Source organism: Pseudomonas sp. NMS19W (assembly GCF_051554255.1).
In the GTDB taxonomy this organism is placed as follows: Bacteria; Pseudomonadota; Gammaproteobacteria; order Pseudomonadales; family Pseudomonadaceae; genus Aquipseudomonas; species Aquipseudomonas kribbensis.
In genome coordinates this window covers 175,680-195,856 of the sequence record NZ_CP136718.1, presented here as the reverse complement: position 1 = coordinate 195,856, position 20,177 = coordinate 175,680, and the positions used below count along the sequence as shown (strand labels likewise).

Sequence of the window (20,177 nt, the reverse complement as noted above, 5' to 3'; positions counted from 1 at the left end):
GATTAGACGCGACAAGTTGCCGCGCCTAGTCTTAACGTTGATCAATCCGTCGGTGATGCCATGAACGCCAAGCGCCCGGCCTGCGCGGCGCCTGCACTCGAAACGCCCGCGCCCGCCGCCAGTCAGACCTACAGCTACAGCGACCTGCCCCTGGCGGAGTCGGCCAGCACCGCGCTGGCCGAGGAAGTCGCGCTGGCGATTGCCTACAACGGCATCAGCCAGGCCGTGATGCTGGTGACACCGACCGACCTCGAAGACTTCATCGTCGGCTTCAGCCTCGGCAGCGGCATCATCGAAGACGCCACCGATATTTACGACCTGCAACTGACCGGCTCAGGCTCGGCGCAGTACGCCCAGGTGACCATCGCCAACCGCGCCTTCTGGAACCTCAAGCAACAACGTCGGCAACTGGCCGGCACCAGCGGCTGCGGATTGTGCGGCGTGGAAGCGGTGGAACAGGCGTTGCCCGACCTCAAGGTTCTGCCCGGCGCGCCTTTGCCGCCGGTCGAATGGCTCGACGGTCTGCGCCAGCGCATCGGCGCGTTCCAGCCGCTCGGCCAGCATTGCGGCGCGGTGCACGCGGCGGTGTTCATGAACGCCAGCGGTGAATTGCTGCTGGGCCGTGAAGACATTGGCCGGCATAACGCTCTCGACAAACTGATCGGCGGCCTGATCCGGCAAAAGATATTCACTACCGGCGGCCTGGCGATTGTCACCAGCCGTTGCAGCCTCGAATTGATTCAGAAAGTCCTGCGCGCCGGGATCCAGACCCTCGTCAGTCTGTCCGCGCCCACCGGCCTCGCCGTGCAGTGGGCCCGTCGGCACAACCTCAATCTCATCCACCTGCCGCAGAAAAACGCGCCGCGGGTGTATAGCCCAGAAATGGAGAAACACCCGTGAGCCAACACCATCAAGCCGACCAGAAACCCGTCCCGCGCTACAAGCCCTACAAGGGTGCAGCCGGCGGTTGGGGCGCACTGATCAGCGTGGCCCAGGCCTGGTTGACCAGCGACAACGCGCTGAAAAATCTGCGCATGATGCTCAAGACCAACCAGAACGGCGGCTTCGACTGCCCGGGCTGCGCCTGGGGCGATTCGCCGGAAAGCGGCATGGTCAAGTTCTGCGAGAACGGCGCCAAAGCGGTGAACTGGGAAGCGACCAAGCGTCGAGTGGATGCAAAGTTCTTCGCCAAGCACAGCGTCACCGCTTTGCTGGAGCAGAGCGACTACTGGCTCGAGTATCAAGGTCGCCTGACCGAGCCGGTGGTGTATGACGCCGAAACCGATCGCTACAAGCCGATCAGCTGGGACGATGCCTACGCCCTGATCGGCAAACACCTGCAAGCGTTGTCGAGCCCGGACCAGGCCGAGTTCTACACCTCGGGGCGCGCCAGCAACGAAGCGGCGTATCTGTATCAACTGTTCGTCCGCGCTTTCGGCACCAACAACTTCCCCGACTGCTCGAACATGTGCCACGAGGCCAGCGGCGTGGCGCTCGCGCAAAGCGTTGGTGTCGGCAAAGGCACGGTGACCTTCGACGACTTCGAACACGCCGATGCGATTTTCGTCTGGGGCCAGAACCCCGGCACCAACCATCCGCGCATGCTCGAACCGCTGCGTGAAGCGGTGAAGCGCGGCGCTCAGGTGGTCTGCATCAACCCGCTGAAAGAGCGCGGCCTGGAACGCTTCCAGCACCCGCAGCACCCGATCGAAATGCTCACCAACGGCGACAAACCGACCAACACCGCGTATTTCCGCCCGGCACTGGGCGGCGACATGGCGGTACTGCGCGGCATGGCCAAATTCCTGCTGCAATGGGAGCGGGATGCGCAGAAGGCCGGTGCACCGGCAGTGTTCGATCACGACTTCCTCAATGAACACAGCGTCAACGTGCTGGAATACCTCGGTGTCGTCGATGACACGCCGTGGGAGCAGATCGTCGCGCAGTCCGGCCTGACCCTGGTGGAAATCGAGCAAGCGGCGCGCATGTACGCCAAAGGCAAGAACGTGATCATGTGCTGGGCGATGGGCATCACCCAGCACCGCCACTCGGTGCCGACCATCCAGGAAATCGCCAACCTGATGCTGCTGCGCGGCAACATCGGCAAGCCCGGCGCCGGTCTGTGCCCGGTGCGCGGCCACAGTAACGTGCAGGGCGACCGCACCATGGGTATTAACGAGCGTCCGCCGGTGGCGTTCCTCGATTCCCTGGAGCGTCGCTTCCAGTTCAAGGTGCCGCGCCACAACGGGCACAACGTGGTCGAAGCGATTCACGCGATGGCCGAAGGTCGCGCCAAGGTGTTCATCGGTCTGGGCGGCAACTTCGCCCAGGCCACGCCGGACAGCCCGCGCACCTTCCAGGCCCTGCGCAACTGCGACCTGACAGTGCAGATCAGCACCAAGCTCAACCGCAGTCACCTGGCCCACGGCAAGGACGCATTGATCCTGCCGTGCCTGGGCCGTACCGACATCGACATCCAGACCGAAGGCCCTCAAGCCGTCACCGTGGAAGACTCGTTCAGCATGGTGCACGCCTCCAACGGTCAGTTGCAGCCGCTGTCGAACCAGATGCGCTCGGAGCCGTCGATCATTGCCGGCATCGCCGCCGCCACACTGGGCAGCAAACCGGTGGACTGGAACTGGCTGGTGGCCGACTACCGGCGCATCCGCGAACTGATCGCCGACACCATTCCGGGCTTCAAGGGCTTCAACGAGAAGGTCAAGAACCCGGGCGGCTTCTACCTCGGCAACAGCGCCGGCGCGCGCAAGTGGAACACCACATCGGGCCGGGCCAACTTCAAACCGAACATGCTGCCAAAAGACCTGATTCACGAGCGCACCCGCGCCACGGGCAAACTGCCGGATCTGATCCTGCAATCGATGCGTTCTCACGATCAGTACAACACCACGATTTATGGCCTCGACGACCGTTATCGCGGCGTGAAGGGACAGCGGGACGTGCTGTTCGCCAACGAGGCGGACATCATCCGCCTGGGCTTCAAACCGGGGCAAAAGGCAGACATCGTGTCGCTGTGGGATGATGGCCGCGAGCGTCGGGTTAAGGGCTTCACGCTGCTGGCGTTCGATATTCCGGCAGGTCAGGCAGCTGCCTACTATCCAGAGGTCAATCCGCTGGTGCCGCTGGAAAGCACCGGGGATGGCAGCCATACGCCGACGTCGAAGTTCATCGCCATTCGTTTGGAAGCGGCGAGCGAGACAGGGTTGATCATGGCCAAGTCGGCCTGATACAAAACTTTTCTGCGCCCACAAAAAAAGGCCGCTTTTGCATAAAAGCGGCCTTTGTGAAGTAGCTAAAGACCGGCGAAAATCGGTTAAGTTCCGCATAAAAAACAGTAGCTTGCATAATTGTATACAAGTCGTGTTATTCGTCGGATTTCGATTGTCAGCCTTGTTACACAGCCTCAGGATCGCGCCGTCATCCCTTTGAGGCTCCTCTATGAAGTTCTCCCAGATTCTCTTGTTGTCCCTTGGCCTGGTCAGTGGCTTCGCTTCTGCCGGAGGCACCACCGAAGCAGGTGTGGGCGGCGCATTGGGCGGGGTTCTTGGCTCGGTCGTCGGTCAGTCTTTAGGCGGCAGCACAGGTTCAACCATTGGCGCGGCCCTGGGTGGCGCGGGTGGTAGCGCGGTTGGCGCCAACAAACACAGCCGTGGCGAAGCCGCCATTGGCGGTGCGCTGGGCGCAGCCGGCGGTAACGTGGTCGGCCGCAGCATGGGCGGCACCACCGGCAGCCTGATCGGCGCCGCAGCAGGTGGCGGCGCCGGTGGTGCGCTGGGCAACTACATGGGCAACGAAAGCAATCGCGAAGACCGTCATTACGATCGCGGCCGTGACGATCGTCGCTACTACCGTGATCGTCACCATGGTCGCGGTCATGCCTACGGCCATCGCAAGCATCACCGCTACTACCGCGACTGAGGCCTGACCTCGTTGCCGGTACAGCCAGATCGCAGCTCCCCCGAGCTGCGATTTTTTTTGCCTGTCAGACGGCAAGGCGTTCCAGCGCTCCGCGCAAACCGGCCGGGATCGCCACTGGCTGATTCGACGCCCGATCAACGAATACATGAACGAAGCGCCCCGCCGCACAGGCTTCATGTTCGCCAGCCTTGAACACCGCCAGCTCGTACTGCACTGAACTGTTGCCCAGTTTGCCGACCCGCAGACCGATCTCGATCCGGTCCGGAAACGCAATCGAGGCGAAATAATCGCAGGACGAACTCACTACAAATCCCACCACCTCGCCGTCGTGAATATCCAGGCCACCGACCTGAATCAGGTAGGTGTTCACGGCCGTGTCAAAAAAAGCTGTAGTAGGTGACGTTGTTGATGTGACCGTAGGCATCGTTGTCGTGCCAGCGTGTGGTGATCGGCTGGAAATGCGGGTAATCGGTGCGTTGCGGCATCGGGTTGGACATCAGTGTCGATTCCTTGAGTGATCGGCCCAGTCTAAAGGTAAAAACCCTTTCCTCGCGCTGCCAGCTCGCCAATCAATTGTGCCGGCCGCCATTGATCGCCCTGCCGCGTTTCCAGTGCCAGCAGCCGCTTGTGAATGTCTGCCAGGCCCTGATCGTCCGCCCAGGCCATCGGCCCGCCCCTCTCCGCCGGAAAGCCGTAGCCATTCAGGTAAACCTGATCGATGTCATGGGCTGACTCGGCAATCCCTTCCTGCAGGATTTTCGCGCCCTCATTGACCAACGCCAGAAGGCAACGCTCAAGGATCTCCTCGGACCCGATGTCACGGCGATGAAACCCCAGACCTTCGCTGACGCTCAACACCAGCGCGTCCACCTCGGGGTCATGTTCAGCCTGACGACTGCCGGGCTCATAGTGGTAGTAGCCGTTACCGGACTTCTGTCCGAACCGCCCCAGCTCGCACAAGCGGTTATCCACCTGAACCTCTGGTGCATCCTGACCCTTGCCGGCCAGCTCCCGGGCACGCCACTCCAGGTCGATGCCGACCACGTCGTACATGCGAAACGGCCCCATGGCAAAACCGAAGCCCTGCAACGTCGCGTCGATCTGCTGTGGCCAGGCCCCTTCGAGGAGCATCTTGCGCGCCTCGAGTACGTAAGGATGAAGCATGCGGTTGCCGATGAAACCGTGACAGTTGCCCGACACCACACTGACCTTTCCCATACGCTTGCCCAGTTCGAGGGCCGCTTCCAGCACGGCCGGCGAGGCTCGCGCGCCACGGACGATTTCCAGCAATTTCATGATGTGCGCCGGGCTGAAAAAATGCAGGCCCAGCACTTGAGTTGGGCGTCGTGTCGCGGCGGCAATTGCATCGATGTCCAGCGCCGAGGTATTGCTCGCCAACAGCGCCTCCGGCTTGAGCAAGCCATCGAGCTCACGGAAGATCTTCTGCTTGAGCTCGAGATTCTCGTACACCGCTTCGATCACCAGATCGACATTGCGGATCGCCACATAATCCGCCGCCGCGCTGACCCGGGCGATTCGCGTATCGGCCTCGGCCTGATCGATCCGCCCCTGACGCACGTTGTGCGCATAGGTATCGGCCACCGCCTTCAGCGCCTGCTCGAGCATCTGTGGATTGTTGTCGACCCATTGCACTGACACGCCGGCGTTGGCCAGGCACATGACAATGCCGCGGCCCATGGTGCCGGCGCCGATCACGGCGGCCTGGCGGATTTCGAAGGATGTCTGGCTCATGTTGTGCTCTTGTTGGAGATCCAAAGACAGCCTTCACCATAGTCAGCCACCGGGCATTTTTGAAGTTTATTGCCGTGATGATCGACATTCAGCAGATGGATTCGCCGCTCAGAGATGCGCCTGAGCCCATGCCCTTACATCCGCGTAGGGATACTCCTCCAGTGCCGCATACCCGGCAATCGTCCGCGCCTTGAGCCTGGTGAACAGCGGCACACTGATCCCGCACAGAAAACGCGTCAGCCGTTCCGCTGAAGGCGCACTTCCGGTCTGTTGCTCGTGCCTGTGGATAAAGTCGCCGCCTAACGCCGGGAAACTTTTATCCACAAGCGCCGGCAATTCCGGAGGCGCCGGCAACCGGGCAATCTGCCCGTGACACACCGAGCAATGCCCGCACTGCTCGGGGGCATTGTGATCACCGAAGTACTCCGCCAGTCGATAGCCCAGGCAGCGCTCGGTGGCAAACAGCTCGAGCATCGCGTGAATCCGCGCCACCTCGGTCTGTTCGTGGCGGGAGAAGTAATCATGCAGCTCGCCACTCAAGCCCTGACTGTCGAAGCTGCTGTGCAGCACGTTGTAGACCTCGGTCATCTGCTTGCTCTCAAGCTCGACCCAGCCCTTCTCCTGAAAGTAATCCAGCGCCTTCACCACGCGGTTACGCTCAGCGGAATGTTGCGTGTACATCGCCTCGAAATTCACCGTGGCCCAGGTCCGTGCGCGGCTCGAGGTCTGGATGATCGCCGCGACGAAATCCCTGCGCTCACCCTCGAAACGCTCAAGCAACGCCTCGGGTTCCAGCAGGTATTTGAAACGGTATTCGGCGTAATACGCGTAGCGCGGGGCTATCAGCCCTCGCAGCTCCAGTTGCACCAGCAATGTCTTCAATGGCAGCGCACGGATGTTGCTCTGATCCGCCAATGGCCCGAGCAAAAACTCCCACTGACCTTCAGGCGCAGCGGCCTGCAACTCATCCAGCACATGGCGAATGCCATCGCGCTCCGGAGTGTCGCCGTAGACAAAATTTTCCAGCACATTGAGGCTGTCGCGGTTGGCCAGCACCAGGCAGTCGGACGGTTGCCCGTCACGCCCGGCGCGGCCGATTTCCTGGCTGTAGTTTTCGATGGATTTGGGCAGGTCGAAATGCACCACATTGCGGATGTCGCTCTTGTCGATGCCCATGCCGAACGCGATGGTGGCGACGATGCAATTGGACTGCCCGCCCATGAAGCGCTTCTGGATCGCGTCCCGTTGTTCGTGAGGCAGCCCGGCGTGGTAAGCCTCGGCCTGAATGCCATTGCGCCCCAGATGCTCGGCGATGTGCTCGGCGGTTTTTTGCAGGGTGACGTAGACGATGGTCGGCTGGCCCGCCCGCTCGGCCATCCACTGCACCAGCCGTCGACGCTTGTCCTCACCGCGTACCGGCTCCACCAGCAGATTGAGGTTGGGTCGATAGAAACCGGTGGTCACGACGTCTTCGGCGGCGATAGCGAATTTCGCCTGCATGTCGGCGATGACTTTCGGCGTTGCGGTGGCGGTCAGCAGCAGGGTCTGCGGGATGTTGAACTGGCGCTGGTAGTCCGGCAGCTTGAGGTAGTCGGGCCGGAAGTTGTGGCCCCATTCGGAGATGCAGTGCGCCTCATCCACCACCAGCAGCGAGATCGGTATCTGCTGCAAAAAATTGCGAAAACGCTCGTTCTTCAAGCGCTCGACAGAAATCATCAGGATCTTCAGCTCACCCGAACGGGCGCGGGCCATCACATCATTGGCATCTTCGCGGCTTTGTGCCGAGTCGATGCTCCCCGCCGAAATGCCGTGACGCCGCAAGAACTCAAGCTGGTCCTGCATCAGCGCCAGCAACGGCGAGACCACCAGCGTCAGGTGTGGCAGCAGGAGAGCCGGCACCTGGTAGCAAAGGGACTTTCCCGACCCGGTGGGAAAGATCGCCGCCGCCGAGCGCCCAGCGAGCACAGCGCTGATTGCCGCTTCCTGACCGGGTCGAAACTGTGGATAACCGAAAACCTGTTCCAGGGTGTTATGCATTCGCTGTCACTCCGTTGACCGCTGTGATGCCAACAGCCTAGCGGGCGATCGCAGCGAATCGAGAAAAGGTCGGGGGGCAAATCGATACGGGATGATACAGCGTCGGCGGCCACGCCACGGGATCAAACAAATGAAACACTTTGTTCATCGCCGTGTGAATCGACCTGAAGGTAATGTCCGTCACGCGTCGAGCCAGGACGGCCGATGCCCATGGATTTTTATCAAGGAGTGAACATGTCGAACCCTTTGAAACTGCCCTTCGCCCTGATCTTTGCATCCCTGTTATTGAGTGGATGCACGCCCTCTCCCGACAACTTCCCCCGCCGTGGGCGTCCGCCGTGACAACGAGTGAAACCTCTTCGGCCTGACACCCGCAAAAGCAGCTTTATGGCCGCAAGACGGCCACCCGCAGTTGCTCATCCAGTACCCGCTCATGCACGTCCAGGCTCTTGCTTGCCCATTGTGCATGGGCCGGGCTGATATCGCCGGTGAATGCCGCCGCCAGCTGGCGCAGATCGGCGACGCTGCGCACCCGTGGGCAAAACGCTTGTTCATCACAGTTCTGACTGGCATTGCGATAGGTGTTGAGCAGGCGATCCCACAGACCGTCGCGCACTTGCCGGATCGACTTGAGCTGCATTTGCTGCACGCCCAGTCGTTGCTTGAGTCCCGTTTCGTCCAGCGCTTCGCTGGCCAACAGAGCCTTGCCGAAGATCAGCACTTCCGCGCGGGAAGCCGTATCGATGTTGTCCTGAGTGGTGAGCGCTTCCGGCCACCCACTGCGTTCCAGATTGGCAAGCGCCAGCCCGTTGGCCGTATCGGAGGCCATTGCCACGCGACAACCACTGGCCCACAGCAAAATGATCGAGGCCATTCGTAGCCACTGCATACCTAATTCCCTTTAAGCGTGTGTCGGACGTCTGGAAACGCCCTACGGATTCTGGCGCGCACCATACAGAGGTTTAACGGGAATCGCCCGACAAACACGTGGGAAATTTCGCTGATCAGGGTTTGGCTGTGAAAAAGCTTGAAAAACGCGTAAGGCAAATGCCCGAACCCCGGAAAAACCCCTACGAATTCTGTCCATCGTGGCTGTCTTGTTCCTCTCAAGGACGCCCTTCTATAGTGGCCGGCGCGACTGAAAACATTGTGTCGGCCCGCCAAAGCGACTTCGTAAAGGACACACCCGATCATGAACATGTTCAAACCGCTCAACACCCGATATCGCTCACTCACAACCAGCTATAGCGAAACGCCCGTGCTGGTCATTGATACGGAGGCGGGCCACCTCGATCTCCTCGATGCCGCCGATCAGCGGCTGCGTGCAGCCAACAACCTGCTGGAAACTCTTTACTGCCTGTGTTTCAAACAGGCCGATGTGAAAGACATCCCCAACATCGTCAATGCGCTTTATTTATTGACGCAGGACGGCTGTGACTTGCTGGAAGTTGCCAGGCAACGAATAAACAATTGACGCCATCCGCCAAACTTACAAAGTTCGCAACAACCCTTCGCTTCCATTACTGCAAAGTTCAGAACTAGCCTGTTTGCTCTTTCATCAACCAAGAGCAACAACATGACTACGCTGACTATTTTCTTTTGCGGTACAGGTTCCACAAAGTTTGATAATGCCCATGAAAACTATTGGGATGGTGAACTGGTTTCCACACTCGCCTCCCATCACGCCGGTCGCGAGTTTGCCGAATGGATCGTGGTCGATGGCCCCGGCACCAGCAACCTGCAGGCCGATGATCTGTTCACCAAATCCAAGGACTATGGCCTCAGCGGAACCCTGTTCGGCAAGGGCTGGGAGGAAAACGTCCAGCACGCGATGAACATCATCAAAGGCAAATGCGACTGGCAGCGCGAGCAGTTGACCGAAGCAGAATACAAACGCCTCAAAGCTGCCGGCATCCCGATTGAAGATGTACAGGTCGAGGGTTCCTGGCTATGGCGCAAATATAACTATGGCGAGCGCAGCGTCACGCAACAGAAGTTACAGGAGCAGATCATCAAAACCTTCCGCAAGGACGGCGTTATTCCAACAAAAGTCAATCTGGTGGGCTGGAGCCGTGGCGGCATTAGTTGCCATATGCTGGCCAATGCCATGTTCAACGACAGTGCGCTGAAAAACATTCCGGTGAATATCTTCGCCATTGATCCCGTGCCCGGTATCGGTAACTTTCAGGAACACCGGGTAAAGCTCAACTACAACGTGAAAGAGTACGTGGGCTTCTATGCACGAGACGAACGCTCCAAGGGTTTCAGCTGCGTCATTCCGCAAACCGCGACCGGCACCAAAACCAGCATATTCCCCATGCCCGGGCGTCACGCTACCCTGGTAGGTAACGCCTCCGCCGATGGCGTCAGTGGTCCGAAGGTTGTGGCCGAACCTGGCCTGATCGTCCGTCACTTTGCCGAGGTGTGCCTGAAACGCTGGGGCACCGTGCTCGACAAGAACCTCAACCTTACTGACGCCGACCTTCGAAACCACACCGCCGCCATCGTCAACGCGGCAGCGAAATACAAGGCCATGGAGAAGTGCTCCTACACCTGGTTCACCGAACTGGACCAAGGCGAACGCTACGTGTCGCTGGGCAGCAAGGGCGTCCCGTTCTCGACGGTGAAAGGCACGATCTACACCCCGGCGACCGGGCTGACGACGAGTGTGCTGGATGTTGAGGCGTATAGAGCGATTCGTTGAAAACCGTGATTGATCTGTAGGAACGGCCTGCTCGAATCTGCATCCCGTTCCTACACGCAGCGGCGCCTTGTCTTCTATCGGCGCCGTTAGGTCGAAACCTATAGTTGTGACTGTCGCTGCCAATTCAGCGGCTCGGGCTTGGTCACCCGATTGGATCATGCATTCGCGTCCGCTGTATGCTGCCGGCACTCAATTGCCAGCAGCGTTATGGTGGCTGTGTTTGGGACGCTTTCGAGCGTGCCGGGTATGTGCATGATCCTCACCGGTTGACCAACCCGAACACAGTCGCCTCCAGTCGCTTGGTCACGATTTGGTGGCTTCATTCGAAGCAATTGAGGATCTAAAAAATGAAATCATGGAACGAGCTCCACTCCGATCGCTACCGTCCACTCGACTCCAACCTCACCGACACCAAGCCCCTGGTCATCGACACCGAAGCCAACCCGCAAGACATCCTCGAATGCGCCGTCCAGCGCCTGCGTGCTTCCAGCGACCTGCTGCAAACCCTCTACTGCCTCTGCTTCAAACACGCCGACGTCGAAGACATCCCGCACATCACCCACGCCCTCTACCTGCTGACCAAAGACGGCTGTGACCTGCTGCAAGTCGCCCAGCAGAAAATGCTCAGTTGGAAAGCCCCGGCCTGACGAACTTCGGGCAGGCGTGTTCATGGCTAGAACTGCCTGCCTCTATCCAGAACACTGACGCTGGCATTTCCGGCGCAAAACTTTAAGGACCTGAATTTTGCAAACTATTATTGATTGCGTACGATGGGAGCCATTGTTCAACCAAGGGCTTGCCTTCATGACCACTGAAACCATTGATCACAGCACTCTCACCCGACTGTTTGAGAACGGTTCGATCAGTAGCGCACATATCGTTGCCAAGCCCGGTGGCTGGTCGATTCAAATTCAGCAAGGAAGCAAAGAGTATTCACTGGCAGCACAACGCAGTGGTCAGGTGCGACTGTTCAAGCGGTTCGAAACGCTGGTGACCTATCTGCAAGGAGTGGGTATCAATCACTTCGATGTGGACGCCTCCAGTTATGATCCTCTTCAAATAAAAACCTATGCTCGCCCTGATCGCGCCGAAGCGATGAAGCAAGCTCATGAAGCCGCTGCATATGAAGAATGGGTCAAACAACAGGTACAAATCAGCATTGATGACCCAAGACCCAGCGTCAGCGATGAAGACGCTCGCAGGATATTTGCCGCCAAGCGGGATGCCCTGCGTCAGCGAGTACGTTGATGAGGTTGGTCTGGCGCCAAGAGGCGCTGGATGACCGAGACAACATCATGAAGCGTATCGGACAGGAAAATCCCGTTGCAGCGATTGAGCTCGATGAGGTTTTCGAACTGAAAGGAGAAAGCGCTCGCAAGCACCCAGCCATATACCGAAAAGGTATCACGGAAGGCACCCGCGAAATCGTCGTCACTCCAAACTACGTCATCATCTACGCAATCAAATTTGATGCTGTGGAAGTGCTGCGAGTGCTGCATACCAGAAGGCAATGGCCATGATGACTGGAGAAAAAATGCTTAGGAGTTCGCGGACCCTTAAGTAGCATTATTCTGGCTGTTTAGCGCGGACTCTGCGGGAATAATGGCAGTTGATCTGACAACGAGGTCCAACTAATCACCCACAAAAAAGCCGCCCTCAAGAGGCGGCTTTTTCATTCACAAGAACTAAGTCTTACAACTTAGGCCCGGCAGCCTTGATCGCGTCGCTCACGTCGAACTTCTTGAAGTTCTCGATGAACAGACCGGCCAGTGCTTTGGCAGCTTCGTCGTACGCAGCCTTGTCAGCCCAGGTGTTGCGCGGGTTGAGCAGGTTGGTTTCGACGCCCGGTACGGCCAGTGGCACGTCCAGGTTGATGGTGTCCAGGTGTTCGGTTTCGGCACCGACCAGGGCACCGCTCTGGATCGCAGCGATCACGGCGCGGGTGGTCGGGATGTTGAAGCGTTTGCCGACGCCGTAGCCACCGCCGGTCCAGCCGGTGTTGACCAGGTAGACCTTGGAGCCGAAGCCCTTGATGCGTTTGATCAGCAGCTCGGCGTATTCGCCAGCCGGACGCGGGAAGAACGGTGCGCCGAAGCAGGTGGAGAAGGTCGACTTGATGCCGCTGCCCGAACCCATTTCAGTCGAGCCCACCAGTGCGGTGTAGCCGGACAGGAAGTGGTAGGCCGCCTGCTCATTGTTCAGGATCGACACTGGTGGCAGTACGCCGGTCAGGTCGCAGGTCAGGAAGATCACAGCGTTCGGCTCGCCGCCCAGGTTCTTCTCGGAACGCTTGGCAACGTGCTCCAGCGGGTAGGCTGCGCGGCTGTTCTGGGTCAGGCTGACATCGGCGTAGTCGGCGTGCTTGGCATCGTCGATCACGACGTTTTCCAGGACTGCGCCGTGCTTGATGGCTTTCCAGATGACCGGCTCGTTCTTCTCGGACAGGTCGATGCATTTGGCGTAGCAGCCGCCTTCGATGTTGAAGACAACGCCTTCGCCCCAGCCGTGTTCGTCGTCACCGATCAGGTAACGGCTTTCGTCGGCGGACAGGGTGGTCTTGCCGGTGCCGGACAGACCGAAGAACAGGGTCACGTCGCCTGCTTCGCCGATGTTGGCAGCGCAGTGCATTGGCAGCACGTCGGAAGCCGGCAGCAGGAAGTTCTGCACCGAGAACATGGCTTTCTTCATTTCACCGGCGTAACGCATGCCGGCGATCAGCACTTTTTTCTGGGCGAAGTTGAGGATCACGCAACCGTCGGAGTTGGTGCCGTCACGCTCAGGCACGCACTCGAAGTTGGCGACGTTCAGCACTTGCCATTCTTCACGACCGGCCGGGTTGTACTGAGCCGGGTTGATGAACAGGCAACGACCGAACAGATTCTGCCAGGCAGTCTGAGTGGTCATCTTCACGGCCAGGTAGTGATCTTCGGCCGCGCCTACATGCACGTGGGAAACGAAATGCTCTTGCGCGTTGTTGAACGCCTCGACACGAGCCCACAGCGCGTCGAACTTGTCGGCCGGGAACTTGCGGTTGATCGGGCCCCAGGCGATTGCGTCCTGGGTGGAAGGCTCTTCAACGATGAAACGGTCGACTGGCGAACGGCCGGTGCGGTGACCGGTGCGAACTACCAGAGCGCCGGTATCGGCAAGCTCGCCTTCACCGCGTTTCAGGGCTTCTTTTACCAGATCATCAACACTCAGATCGGTGTACACGGCGTTATTGGCTTGCGTCATGAGGTTCCCCGTCGGCCAGTGGCCGAGTGTGCTCCAAACGTTTTGTAGTAGAAAGTCGTGCACTACTACCGCGAAAAAAGTGGGCCGGATTATGCCAGAAAAGCCCAAAAAGAGTAGGGCCCTCCCGTCGTAACGGCGTTATTCCGTCGTTGAGCAGTGAATTTACCTGCGCTGAACCGTTTTAGTGCCGGGTATCTGACGGCGTCTCGACGCCCGCGCCAGCGAACAATTGAGCGATATCCGCCGCATCGAACAGGTAGCGCTGGTTGCAGAACTGGCAATCGATCTCGACGCTGCCACCCTGTTCGGCCACCAATTGCTGCGCATCTTCCAGACCCAGGCTGACCAGCGCATTGCCCGAACGCTCGCGGGAGCAGCTGCAGTGGAAGCGCAGTTTCTGCACATCGAACAGACGAACCTGCTCTTCATGGTAGAGGCGATGCAGGACTGTTTCGTTGTCCAGGCTCAACAGTTCATCAGCGGTCAGGGTGTTGCCCAGCGCGGTGATGTGCTGCCAGCTGGCGGCGCGTTCTTCTTCATCTTTCAGGCGATCGGCCGGCAGTTGCTGCAGCAGCAGGCCACGGGCGCGACGGCCATCGGCGCACAGCTTGAAGCGGGTGCCGACCTGCTGGGACATGACGAAGTAGTTGGTGAAGCAGTCGGACAGGGTTTCGCCGTCGAGGTCGACGATGCCCTGATAGCGCTGGCCTACGGTCGGGTCGATCGTCAGGGCCAGAACACCGTTGGGCATCAGGTCGGCGAGGGTCGCGTCAGGAGCGATCAGGTCTGCCTCGTAACGGGCCAGGCCACGGATTTCGCGTTCGCTGGAGCACTCGATCATCAGCAGCGGAATCGGGCCTTCGGAGCGTGCCTGAAGAATCAGCAAACCATCGAATTTCAGGGTGCCCACCAGCAACGACGCGGCAGCCATGAATTCGCCCAGCAATTGCGCAACCGGCTCCGGATACGGGTGCTTGGCGAGCACTTCGGCGTAGCTGCGTTCCAGCGACACCAGTTCGCCGCGCGTGTCGCTGTCATCGAAGATGAAGCGTTGGGTGTAATCGGTATCGAGGAAATCGGTCATAGGTCTAGGTATCTGATTTTAATGACAAAAAGGTTACAAAGAATGAAAATCCCGCGCTTCTGGCATCCATTTTGATGCCTATGTTCAGCCACGGGAGGCATTTTATGAACAATCCGGGTTTGTTCCAATCAAGGTGGAACCTCGGCCGGCTGGTTCTGTGCAATGCGGTGCCATTGGCACTACTGGCTTTCTGGTTATGGCCTACAGGCCAGATGCTGTGTGTGGTTTTCGACGAGTGGCTGTTCCGCTCACTCAATACTCCGCTGGCCAGCAACCCCATATGGCTCCACATCTGGGCAATTGCAAGTCTGCGCCCGTTCGATGTTGTCGTCGGACTGATTCTGCTGACGCTGCTGATCAAGGGCGACTGGGTATTCAAGGCAATTGACGTACGTCGCGCGTTCTTCGGATTTTTCTCGATCCTGCTGCTGATGGTGGTGATCCGCGCGCTGTTTTCCAAATTCGCCGACCACATGGGCTGGCAGCACAACAGCCCTTCCATGGTGCTCGAAGGCGCCGTCCATATGAGCGACTATTTCCCGCATCTGGAGAAGACCTTTGAGCTGAAGGATCGCTCGAGCCAGAGCTTTCCCGGTGACCACGCTTCGGTGCTGCTGATCTGGGCGTTGTTCATGGGTGTGTTCAGTCGCTCAGCCGGCCAGTTCCTGACGGTCTGGGGCCTGGCACTGCTGTTCATGCTGCCGCGCCTGGTGGCCGGCGCGCACTGGGGCCAGGACGATTACATCGGTGGCCTGCTGCTGGCGGTGTGGGCGTTGGGCTGGGGTTACTACACGCCGTTTGCCTATCACGCGGCGAACTTCTGGCTGAAGATCACGGCGCCGGTTTTCGGGCTGCTGGGCAAGTTGCCGGTGATTTCGCGGATGACCGTCGTGTCCGCACGATAATCGACGACCGCTGAAAAAATCGCAGCCATTGACGAGTCTTGAGTCAGGACCGGCAGGCTGCGATTTTTTATTCTCCGCCACTGTTCCCACGAAATTTAAACAGATCCCGGCGCTGCTTCTTGCTCGGTTTGCCATCGGTGGTCACACCCAAGGCGCCTGCCTTGCGCATCGCCGCAGCCGCCTCTCGCTTGGCGATACTGGCCTCGGTCTCGGCATATAGCGTCTGCGCTTCCGGTGCGCCACGACGCACGATCGACAGGGCTTGCACCACAACGGTCTTTTCATCGAAGCCGGTGCGAATCTCGAATTCATCGCCGATGCGTGGCTCTTTGCCAGGCTTGCAGCGCTCCCCCGACAATGCACCTTGCCGCTTTCAATGGCGGCTTTGGCCAAGGCACGGGTTTTGAAAAAACGTGCAGCCCACAACCATTTATCGAGACGGACCTTGTCGTCCTCTTCGCTTTTTTGTGCCATGGAATTTCCTCATTCTGAAATATTGATGAACTGTACTACCGTTTCTGTCGTGCCATGAATTGCACCGTCCCGGATTACAATGCGCACATTCCGGGGCTTGCTTGAGATGGCGCCAATCCGGGCCGTAGATATCTGTCGCCTTTTAACCACTATTCTGCGTGAATACCGCAAATCCGGCCCCCTGCGGGCTGATCGGTTTTCACCGGTTGAGCATTTTTTTGAAGACATTTGACCATTTGACCGTTGTCGGTCTGCGCGAGTGGGTGGCGCTCCCGGATCTGGGAGTCGCGGGCCTTCGGGCGAAAATCGACACCGGCGCCAGCACCTCCAGCCTGCACGCCACCGACATCGAGCCGTTCGAACGGGACGGCGAAAAGTGGGTGCGCTTCACCGCGCACCTGGGCACGGTGGTGCAGTTACGCCACCGGCGTTGCGAAGCGCCGCTGGTCACTCGCAAAACCATCAAGAGTTCCAACGGCCAGGCCCAGGTGCGCTATGTGATCAGCACCACCCTGGCCCTCGGTGATCGGGTCTGGCCGGTCGAGTTCACCCTCGCCTGCCGCAAGTCCATGCGCTATCGCCTGCTGCTCGGTTCCAAAGCCCTGATCGATGGCCAGCTGGTGGTCAATCCGGGCATCAAATATGTACAAGACAAGCCGGTGTTCCCGGTATCTACCTCCTCCACAGGTGTTGCATGAAGATCGCTGTGCTGTCGCGGAATCCGCGTCTGTATTCCACCCGTCGTCTGGTCGAAGCCGGAACCGAGCGCGGGCATGAAATGGTAGTGATCGATACCTTGCGCGCCTACATGAACATCGCCAGCCACAAGCCGCAGATCCACTATCGCGGCAAACCGCTGGAAGGATTCGATGCGGTGATCCCGCGGATCGGCGCGTCGGTGACGTTCTATGGCTGCGCAGTGCTGCGCCAGTTCGAAATGATGGGGGTGTTCCCGCTCAACGAATCGGTGGCCATCGCCCGCTCCCGGGACAAGCTGCGTTCGCTGCAACTGCTGTCACGCCGGGGCATCGGCCTGCCGGTGACCGGGTTCGCCCACTCGCCGGACGACATTCCCGACCTGATCGACATGGTCAACGGCGCGCCATTGGTGATCAAGGTACTGGAAGGCACCCAGGGCATCGGTGTGGTGCTGTGCGAAACCGCGACGGCGGCGGAGTCGGTGATTGAGGCCTTCATGGGCCTCAAGCAGAACATCATGGTGCAGGAATACATCAAAGAAGCCGGCGGCGCCGACATTCGCTGCTTCGTGGTCGGTGACAAGGTGATCGCGGCGATGAAGCGTCAGGCCAAGCCCGGGGAATTTCGCTCCAACCTGCACCGGGGTGGCAGCGCCAGCCTGATCAAGATCACCCCGGAAGAACGCATGACCGCATTGCGCGCCGCCAAGGTCATGGGCCTGGCGGTGGCGGGCGTGGATATCCTGCGTTCGAATCACGGGCCGCTGGTGATGGAAGTGAACTCGTCGCCGGGTCTGGAAGGGATCGAGACCACCACCGGCAAGAATGTGGCGGGGATCATCATCGAGCATCTCGAGAAGAATGGCGGGCCGAACATGACCCGCACCAAAGGCAAAGGATAGAAAACAGCAGCGAGCTACGAGCTGCAAGCAGCGAGTAAAATTCGCGTTTGCTTGCAGCTCGAAGCTTGTCGCTTGAGGTTGCCGTTAAACGGCATCCCGCGGCAGCATCAATCCCAGCGGCAAGCGCACCCGCGCCTCCAGCCCGCCCCCGGAGCGGTTGCGCAGTTCGACATTGCCGCCGTGCATCGAAGCAATCCGCTTCACGATCGCCAGCCCCAGTCCAGTGCCCTTCCCGCCCCGCGCGCGGTCGCCTCGGGTGAAGGGGTTGAAGATCGCCTCAAGTTCCGAAGGATCGATCCCCGCCCCACGGTCCATCACGCTCAGCACCACGTACGGCGCGCTGGTGTCTCCGGACACATAGGCCGCGACATCCACGCTACCGCCGGCATGATTCAACGCGTTGCCGATCAGGTTGTTCAACAGACGTTTCATCGACACCCGGCGCAGCGGGAACGGCTGGATCGGCTCCAGACGCAAGCGCACTTTCTCTTCGCTCTGGTTGTATGGTGCCGCAACTTCACGCACCAGATCGCTCAGGTCCACTTCTTCCACGGACTCGTCCCGACCATCGCGAATGAACGCGAGGAACTGGTCGAGAATCGCGTCCATGTCTTCAATGTCGCGCACCATGTCGTCGGTCAGGTCGGTGCGGTCGCCCATCAGTTCCAGCGACAACCGCAGACGGGTCAGCGGCGTCCGCAGGTCATGGGAAACCCCGGCGAGCATCAGTTCTCGTTCACGACCAGCCTGTTCGACGTCTTCAGCCATCTGGTTGAAGGCACGATAAACCTCGGTCATTTCGCTGGGTGTATCGCTGATCGGCAGACGGACGCTGCGGCCCTGACCGAGTTGCCGCGCGGCATAAACCAGACGTTTCAACGGCTGATTGAGCTGGCTGACGAAAATCCATGCGGAAGCGGTCGAGAGCAGACCGATGGCGAGGAACCAACCGAGCACGTTCCAGATTTTCTGGCCGCGCAACGGATGCGGGTACAACGGCACTTTCAACCAGCCATCACCCAGGCTCGGCGCACGCACCCACAACGCCGGCGGCGAATGCATGCGCAAGCGAACCTCGGTGTCGGCACCCAATTCCGCCTGCATCTGCCGCTGGTAGATTTCGCTGTACGGCCAGTGCTGCTCGCCTTCCGGCACACCGGCACCGACCACCCGGATCAGGGTCGCGGCATCGGCGATCTTCGCGCGGTTTTCTTCATCGGCGGCCCAATAGGCACGCAGCGTCAGGGCGACGCCGTGGCTGTATTGACGATCCACCAGCACGTCCTCGTTCATCAGCAGATAAACCAGGGTCAGAGCCTTGGAGAACAATACGACGATGAGCACCAGCCAGAGGGTGCGGGAGAAGAAACTTTGGGGGAACCAGACAGGGGTTTTCATGGATAACCGCTACGCACTTGCAGGAGCGAGCAATGCTCGCATATTGCGGATAACGAGTCTGCGGAGCCGGCACTTTTGACCGTTCCCCCAGACCCGCTCCTACAAATCACCCGTCACTTGGTGGAGTTGCCATCCGGCACGAACACGTAACCCACGCCCCAGACAGTCTGGATGTAGCGCGGTTTGGACGGATCGGGTTCGATCATCCGGCGCAGACGGGAAATCTGCACGTCGATGGAACGCTCCAGGGCATCCCACTCCCGGCCACGGGCCAGGTTCATCAGCTTGTCGCGGGTCAGCGGCTGACGGGCGTTCATCACCAGGGCCTTGAGTACCGCAAACTCACCGGTGGTGAGCATGTGCACTTCGTCGCCGCGCTTGAGTTCGCGGGTGGCCAGGGACAGCACGTAGTCGCCGAACGTGACGTTCTCTTCTTCGCTGCCCGGCGCACCCGGCACCGGTGCGGCCTGACGGCGCAGCACCGCTTTGACGCGGGCCATCAGCTCATCCGGGTTGAACGGCTTGGCCAGGTAATCGTCGGCGCCCAGTTCCAGGCCCTTGATCCGGCTCAGCTCATCGCCCTTGGCGGTGAGCATGATGATCGGGATCTGATTGTTCGCGCCACGCAGGCGACGGCAAGCGGTCAGGCCGTCTTCGCCCGGCAGCATCAGGTCGAGAACGACCAGGTTGAACACTTCACGGGACAGCAGACGATCCATCTGCTCGGTGTTCGGTACGGCGCGGGCACGGTAGCCCTTGCTGACGAAGAAGCGTTCCAGCAGGCTGCTCAGCCCCGGATCGTCGTCAACAATAAGAATTTTTTCGCCTTCAGCAGTTTGTGCAGTGCTGCTCATTGGATGCTCCTTTTAGCTCGGCGCGCATTATGGCGTAGCTGCCGTTATACGCACCGTGTGCATTGTTAGCAGATTTTTCCTTCACTGCCAGAAAACCGGGGCTTGAGCCTACAGACCGTGTCGCCCCCGAATGACAGAACGCCGGTTATAATGCGCGGCCTTTTGTGCCAGGCAACGTCTGAATCGTTACCGCAGGTGG

General features: G+C 59.6%; 18 protein-coding genes and 2 pseudogenes. 11 read left to right on the top strand and 9 right to left on the bottom strand.

Translation table 11 applies throughout. The annotated features are described in order from the left end of the window. Nucleotides 1–60 precede the first annotated feature (60 nt). From fdhD to R1A29_RS00785, 3 genes are all read left to right on the top strand, one after another. Nucleotides 61–900, top strand: a complete 840-nt coding sequence (fdhD, locus tag R1A29_RS00795) for a formate dehydrogenase accessory sulfurtransferase FdhD (protein ID WP_438300389.1) — start codon at nt 61–63, stop codon at nt 898–900. Next, nucleotides 897–3,245: an FdhF/YdeP family oxidoreductase gene (locus tag R1A29_RS00790; protein WP_438300387.1), complete on the top strand. Its 2,349-nt coding sequence runs from the start codon at nt 897–899 to the stop codon at nt 3,243–3,245. Before fdhD ends, R1A29_RS00790 begins: the two co-directional genes overlap by 4 nt. 211 nt (nt 3,246–3,456) lie before the next feature. Next, nucleotides 3,457–3,936: a glycine zipper domain-containing protein gene (locus tag R1A29_RS00785; protein WP_408987162.1), complete on the top strand. Its 480-nt coding sequence runs from the start codon at nt 3,457–3,459 to the stop codon at nt 3,934–3,936. A gap of 64 nt (nt 3,937–4,000) precedes the next feature. Here the strand turns inward: R1A29_RS00785 and R1A29_RS00780 are convergent. The 4 genes and pseudogenes from R1A29_RS00780 to R1A29_RS00765 all read right to left on the bottom strand — a co-directional run bounded on the left by R1A29_RS00780 (nt 4,001) and on the right by R1A29_RS00765 (nt 8,614). Next, a pseudogene (locus R1A29_RS00780) lies at nt 4,001–4,433 on the bottom strand (acyl-CoA thioesterase). Between the two features lie 31 nt (nt 4,434–4,464). Then, nucleotides 4,465–5,688 (bottom strand): 3-hydroxyacyl-CoA dehydrogenase NAD-binding domain-containing protein, encoded by a 1,224-nt coding sequence (locus R1A29_RS00775; protein WP_438300386.1) that lies wholly within the window; start codon nt 5,686–5,688, stop codon nt 4,465–4,467. A 108-nt stretch (nt 5,689–5,796) separates the two neighbouring features. Further along, complete coding sequence (locus R1A29_RS00770) at nt 5,797–7,725, bottom strand: RecQ family ATP-dependent DNA helicase (protein ID WP_438300385.1); 1,929 nt, start codon at nt 7,723–7,725, stop codon at nt 5,797–5,799. Between the two features lie 385 nt (nt 7,726–8,110). Beyond that, nucleotides 8,111–8,614, bottom strand: coding sequence for a polysaccharide deacetylase (locus R1A29_RS00765; protein ID WP_438300384.1), 504 nt, complete (start codon nt 8,612–8,614; stop codon nt 8,111–8,113). Nucleotides 8,615–8,917: 303 nt separating this feature from the next. Here R1A29_RS00765 and R1A29_RS00760 point away from each other — a divergent pair, with 303 nt between their 5' ends. From R1A29_RS00760 to R1A29_RS00740, 5 genes are all read left to right on the top strand, one after another. Continuing rightward, on the top strand, nt 8,918–9,199 hold the full coding sequence (locus tag R1A29_RS00760; RefSeq protein ID WP_438300383.1) for a hypothetical protein: 282 nt from the start codon (nt 8,918–8,920) through the stop codon (nt 9,197–9,199). Nucleotides 9,200–9,301: 102 nt separating this feature from the next. Then, complete coding sequence (locus tag R1A29_RS00755; RefSeq protein WP_438300382.1) at nt 9,302–10,429, top strand: hypothetical protein; 1,128 nt, start codon at nt 9,302–9,304, stop codon at nt 10,427–10,429. Nucleotides 10,430–10,776: 347 nt separating this feature from the next. Continuing rightward, entirely contained in the window at nt 10,777–11,076 is a 300-nt protein-coding gene (locus R1A29_RS00750; protein ID WP_085684153.1) for a hypothetical protein, read from the top strand. Between the two features lie 157 nt (nt 11,077–11,233). Further along, nucleotides 11,234–11,677, top strand: coding sequence for a hypothetical protein (locus R1A29_RS00745; RefSeq protein ID WP_438300381.1), 444 nt, complete (start codon nt 11,234–11,236; stop codon nt 11,675–11,677). Then, the gene (locus R1A29_RS00740) at nt 11,677–11,949 is read left to right on the top strand and encodes a type II toxin-antitoxin system RelE/ParE family toxin (protein ID WP_438300380.1); all 273 of its coding nucleotides are present in this window, start codon (nt 11,677–11,679) and stop codon (nt 11,947–11,949) included. The genes R1A29_RS00745 and R1A29_RS00740 overlap by 1 nt, the downstream gene beginning before the upstream one ends. Before the next feature lie 172 nt (nt 11,950–12,121). On the opposite strand, the gene R1A29_RS00735 is transcribed toward R1A29_RS00740, so the two are convergent. Next, nucleotides 12,122–13,663, bottom strand: coding sequence for a phosphoenolpyruvate carboxykinase (locus R1A29_RS00735; protein WP_085712715.1), 1,542 nt, complete (start codon nt 13,661–13,663; stop codon nt 12,122–12,124). 181 nt (nt 13,664–13,844) lie between these two features. Further along, nucleotides 13,845–14,747 (bottom strand): Hsp33 family molecular chaperone HslO, encoded by a 903-nt coding sequence (gene hslO, locus R1A29_RS00730; RefSeq protein WP_085712714.1) that lies wholly within the window; start codon nt 14,745–14,747, stop codon nt 13,845–13,847. A 104-nt stretch (nt 14,748–14,851) separates the two neighbouring features. Between hslO and R1A29_RS00725 the strand changes: the two genes are divergently transcribed. Further along, entirely contained in the window at nt 14,852–15,652 is an 801-nt protein-coding gene (locus R1A29_RS00725) for a phosphatase PAP2 family protein (RefSeq protein ID WP_438300379.1), read from the top strand. A 67-nt stretch (nt 15,653–15,719) separates the two neighbouring features. Here the strand turns inward: R1A29_RS00725 and R1A29_RS00720 are convergent. Continuing rightward, nucleotides 15,720–16,126 (bottom strand): annotated as a pseudogene (locus R1A29_RS00720) (RNA-binding S4 domain-containing protein). A gap of 251 nt (nt 16,127–16,377) precedes the next feature. Between R1A29_RS00720 and R1A29_RS00715 the strand changes: the two are divergent. Together R1A29_RS00715 and rimK are read left to right on the top strand one after the other, a co-directional pair. Beyond that, complete coding sequence (locus R1A29_RS00715) at nt 16,378–16,824, top strand: retropepsin-like aspartic endopeptidase RimB (protein WP_169432582.1); 447 nt, start codon at nt 16,378–16,380, stop codon at nt 16,822–16,824. Then, nucleotides 16,821–17,726, top strand: coding sequence for a 30S ribosomal protein S6--L-glutamate ligase (gene rimK / locus R1A29_RS00710; protein ID WP_007949201.1), 906 nt, complete (start codon nt 16,821–16,823; stop codon nt 17,724–17,726). Before R1A29_RS00715 ends, rimK begins: the two co-directional genes overlap by 4 nt. Before the next feature lie 84 nt (nt 17,727–17,810). On the opposite strand, the gene R1A29_RS00705 is transcribed toward rimK, so the two are convergent. Both R1A29_RS00705 and ompR read right to left on the bottom strand, forming a co-directional pair. Continuing rightward, nucleotides 17,811–19,124: an ATP-binding protein gene (locus tag R1A29_RS00705; RefSeq protein ID WP_085712711.1), complete on the bottom strand. Its 1,314-nt coding sequence runs from the start codon at nt 19,122–19,124 to the stop codon at nt 17,811–17,813. A gap of 113 nt (nt 19,125–19,237) precedes the next feature. Further along, complete coding sequence (gene ompR, locus R1A29_RS00700; RefSeq protein ID WP_007952694.1) at nt 19,238–19,978, bottom strand: osmolarity response regulator transcription factor OmpR; 741 nt, start codon at nt 19,976–19,978, stop codon at nt 19,238–19,240. Nucleotides 19,979–20,177 lie beyond the last annotated feature (199 nt).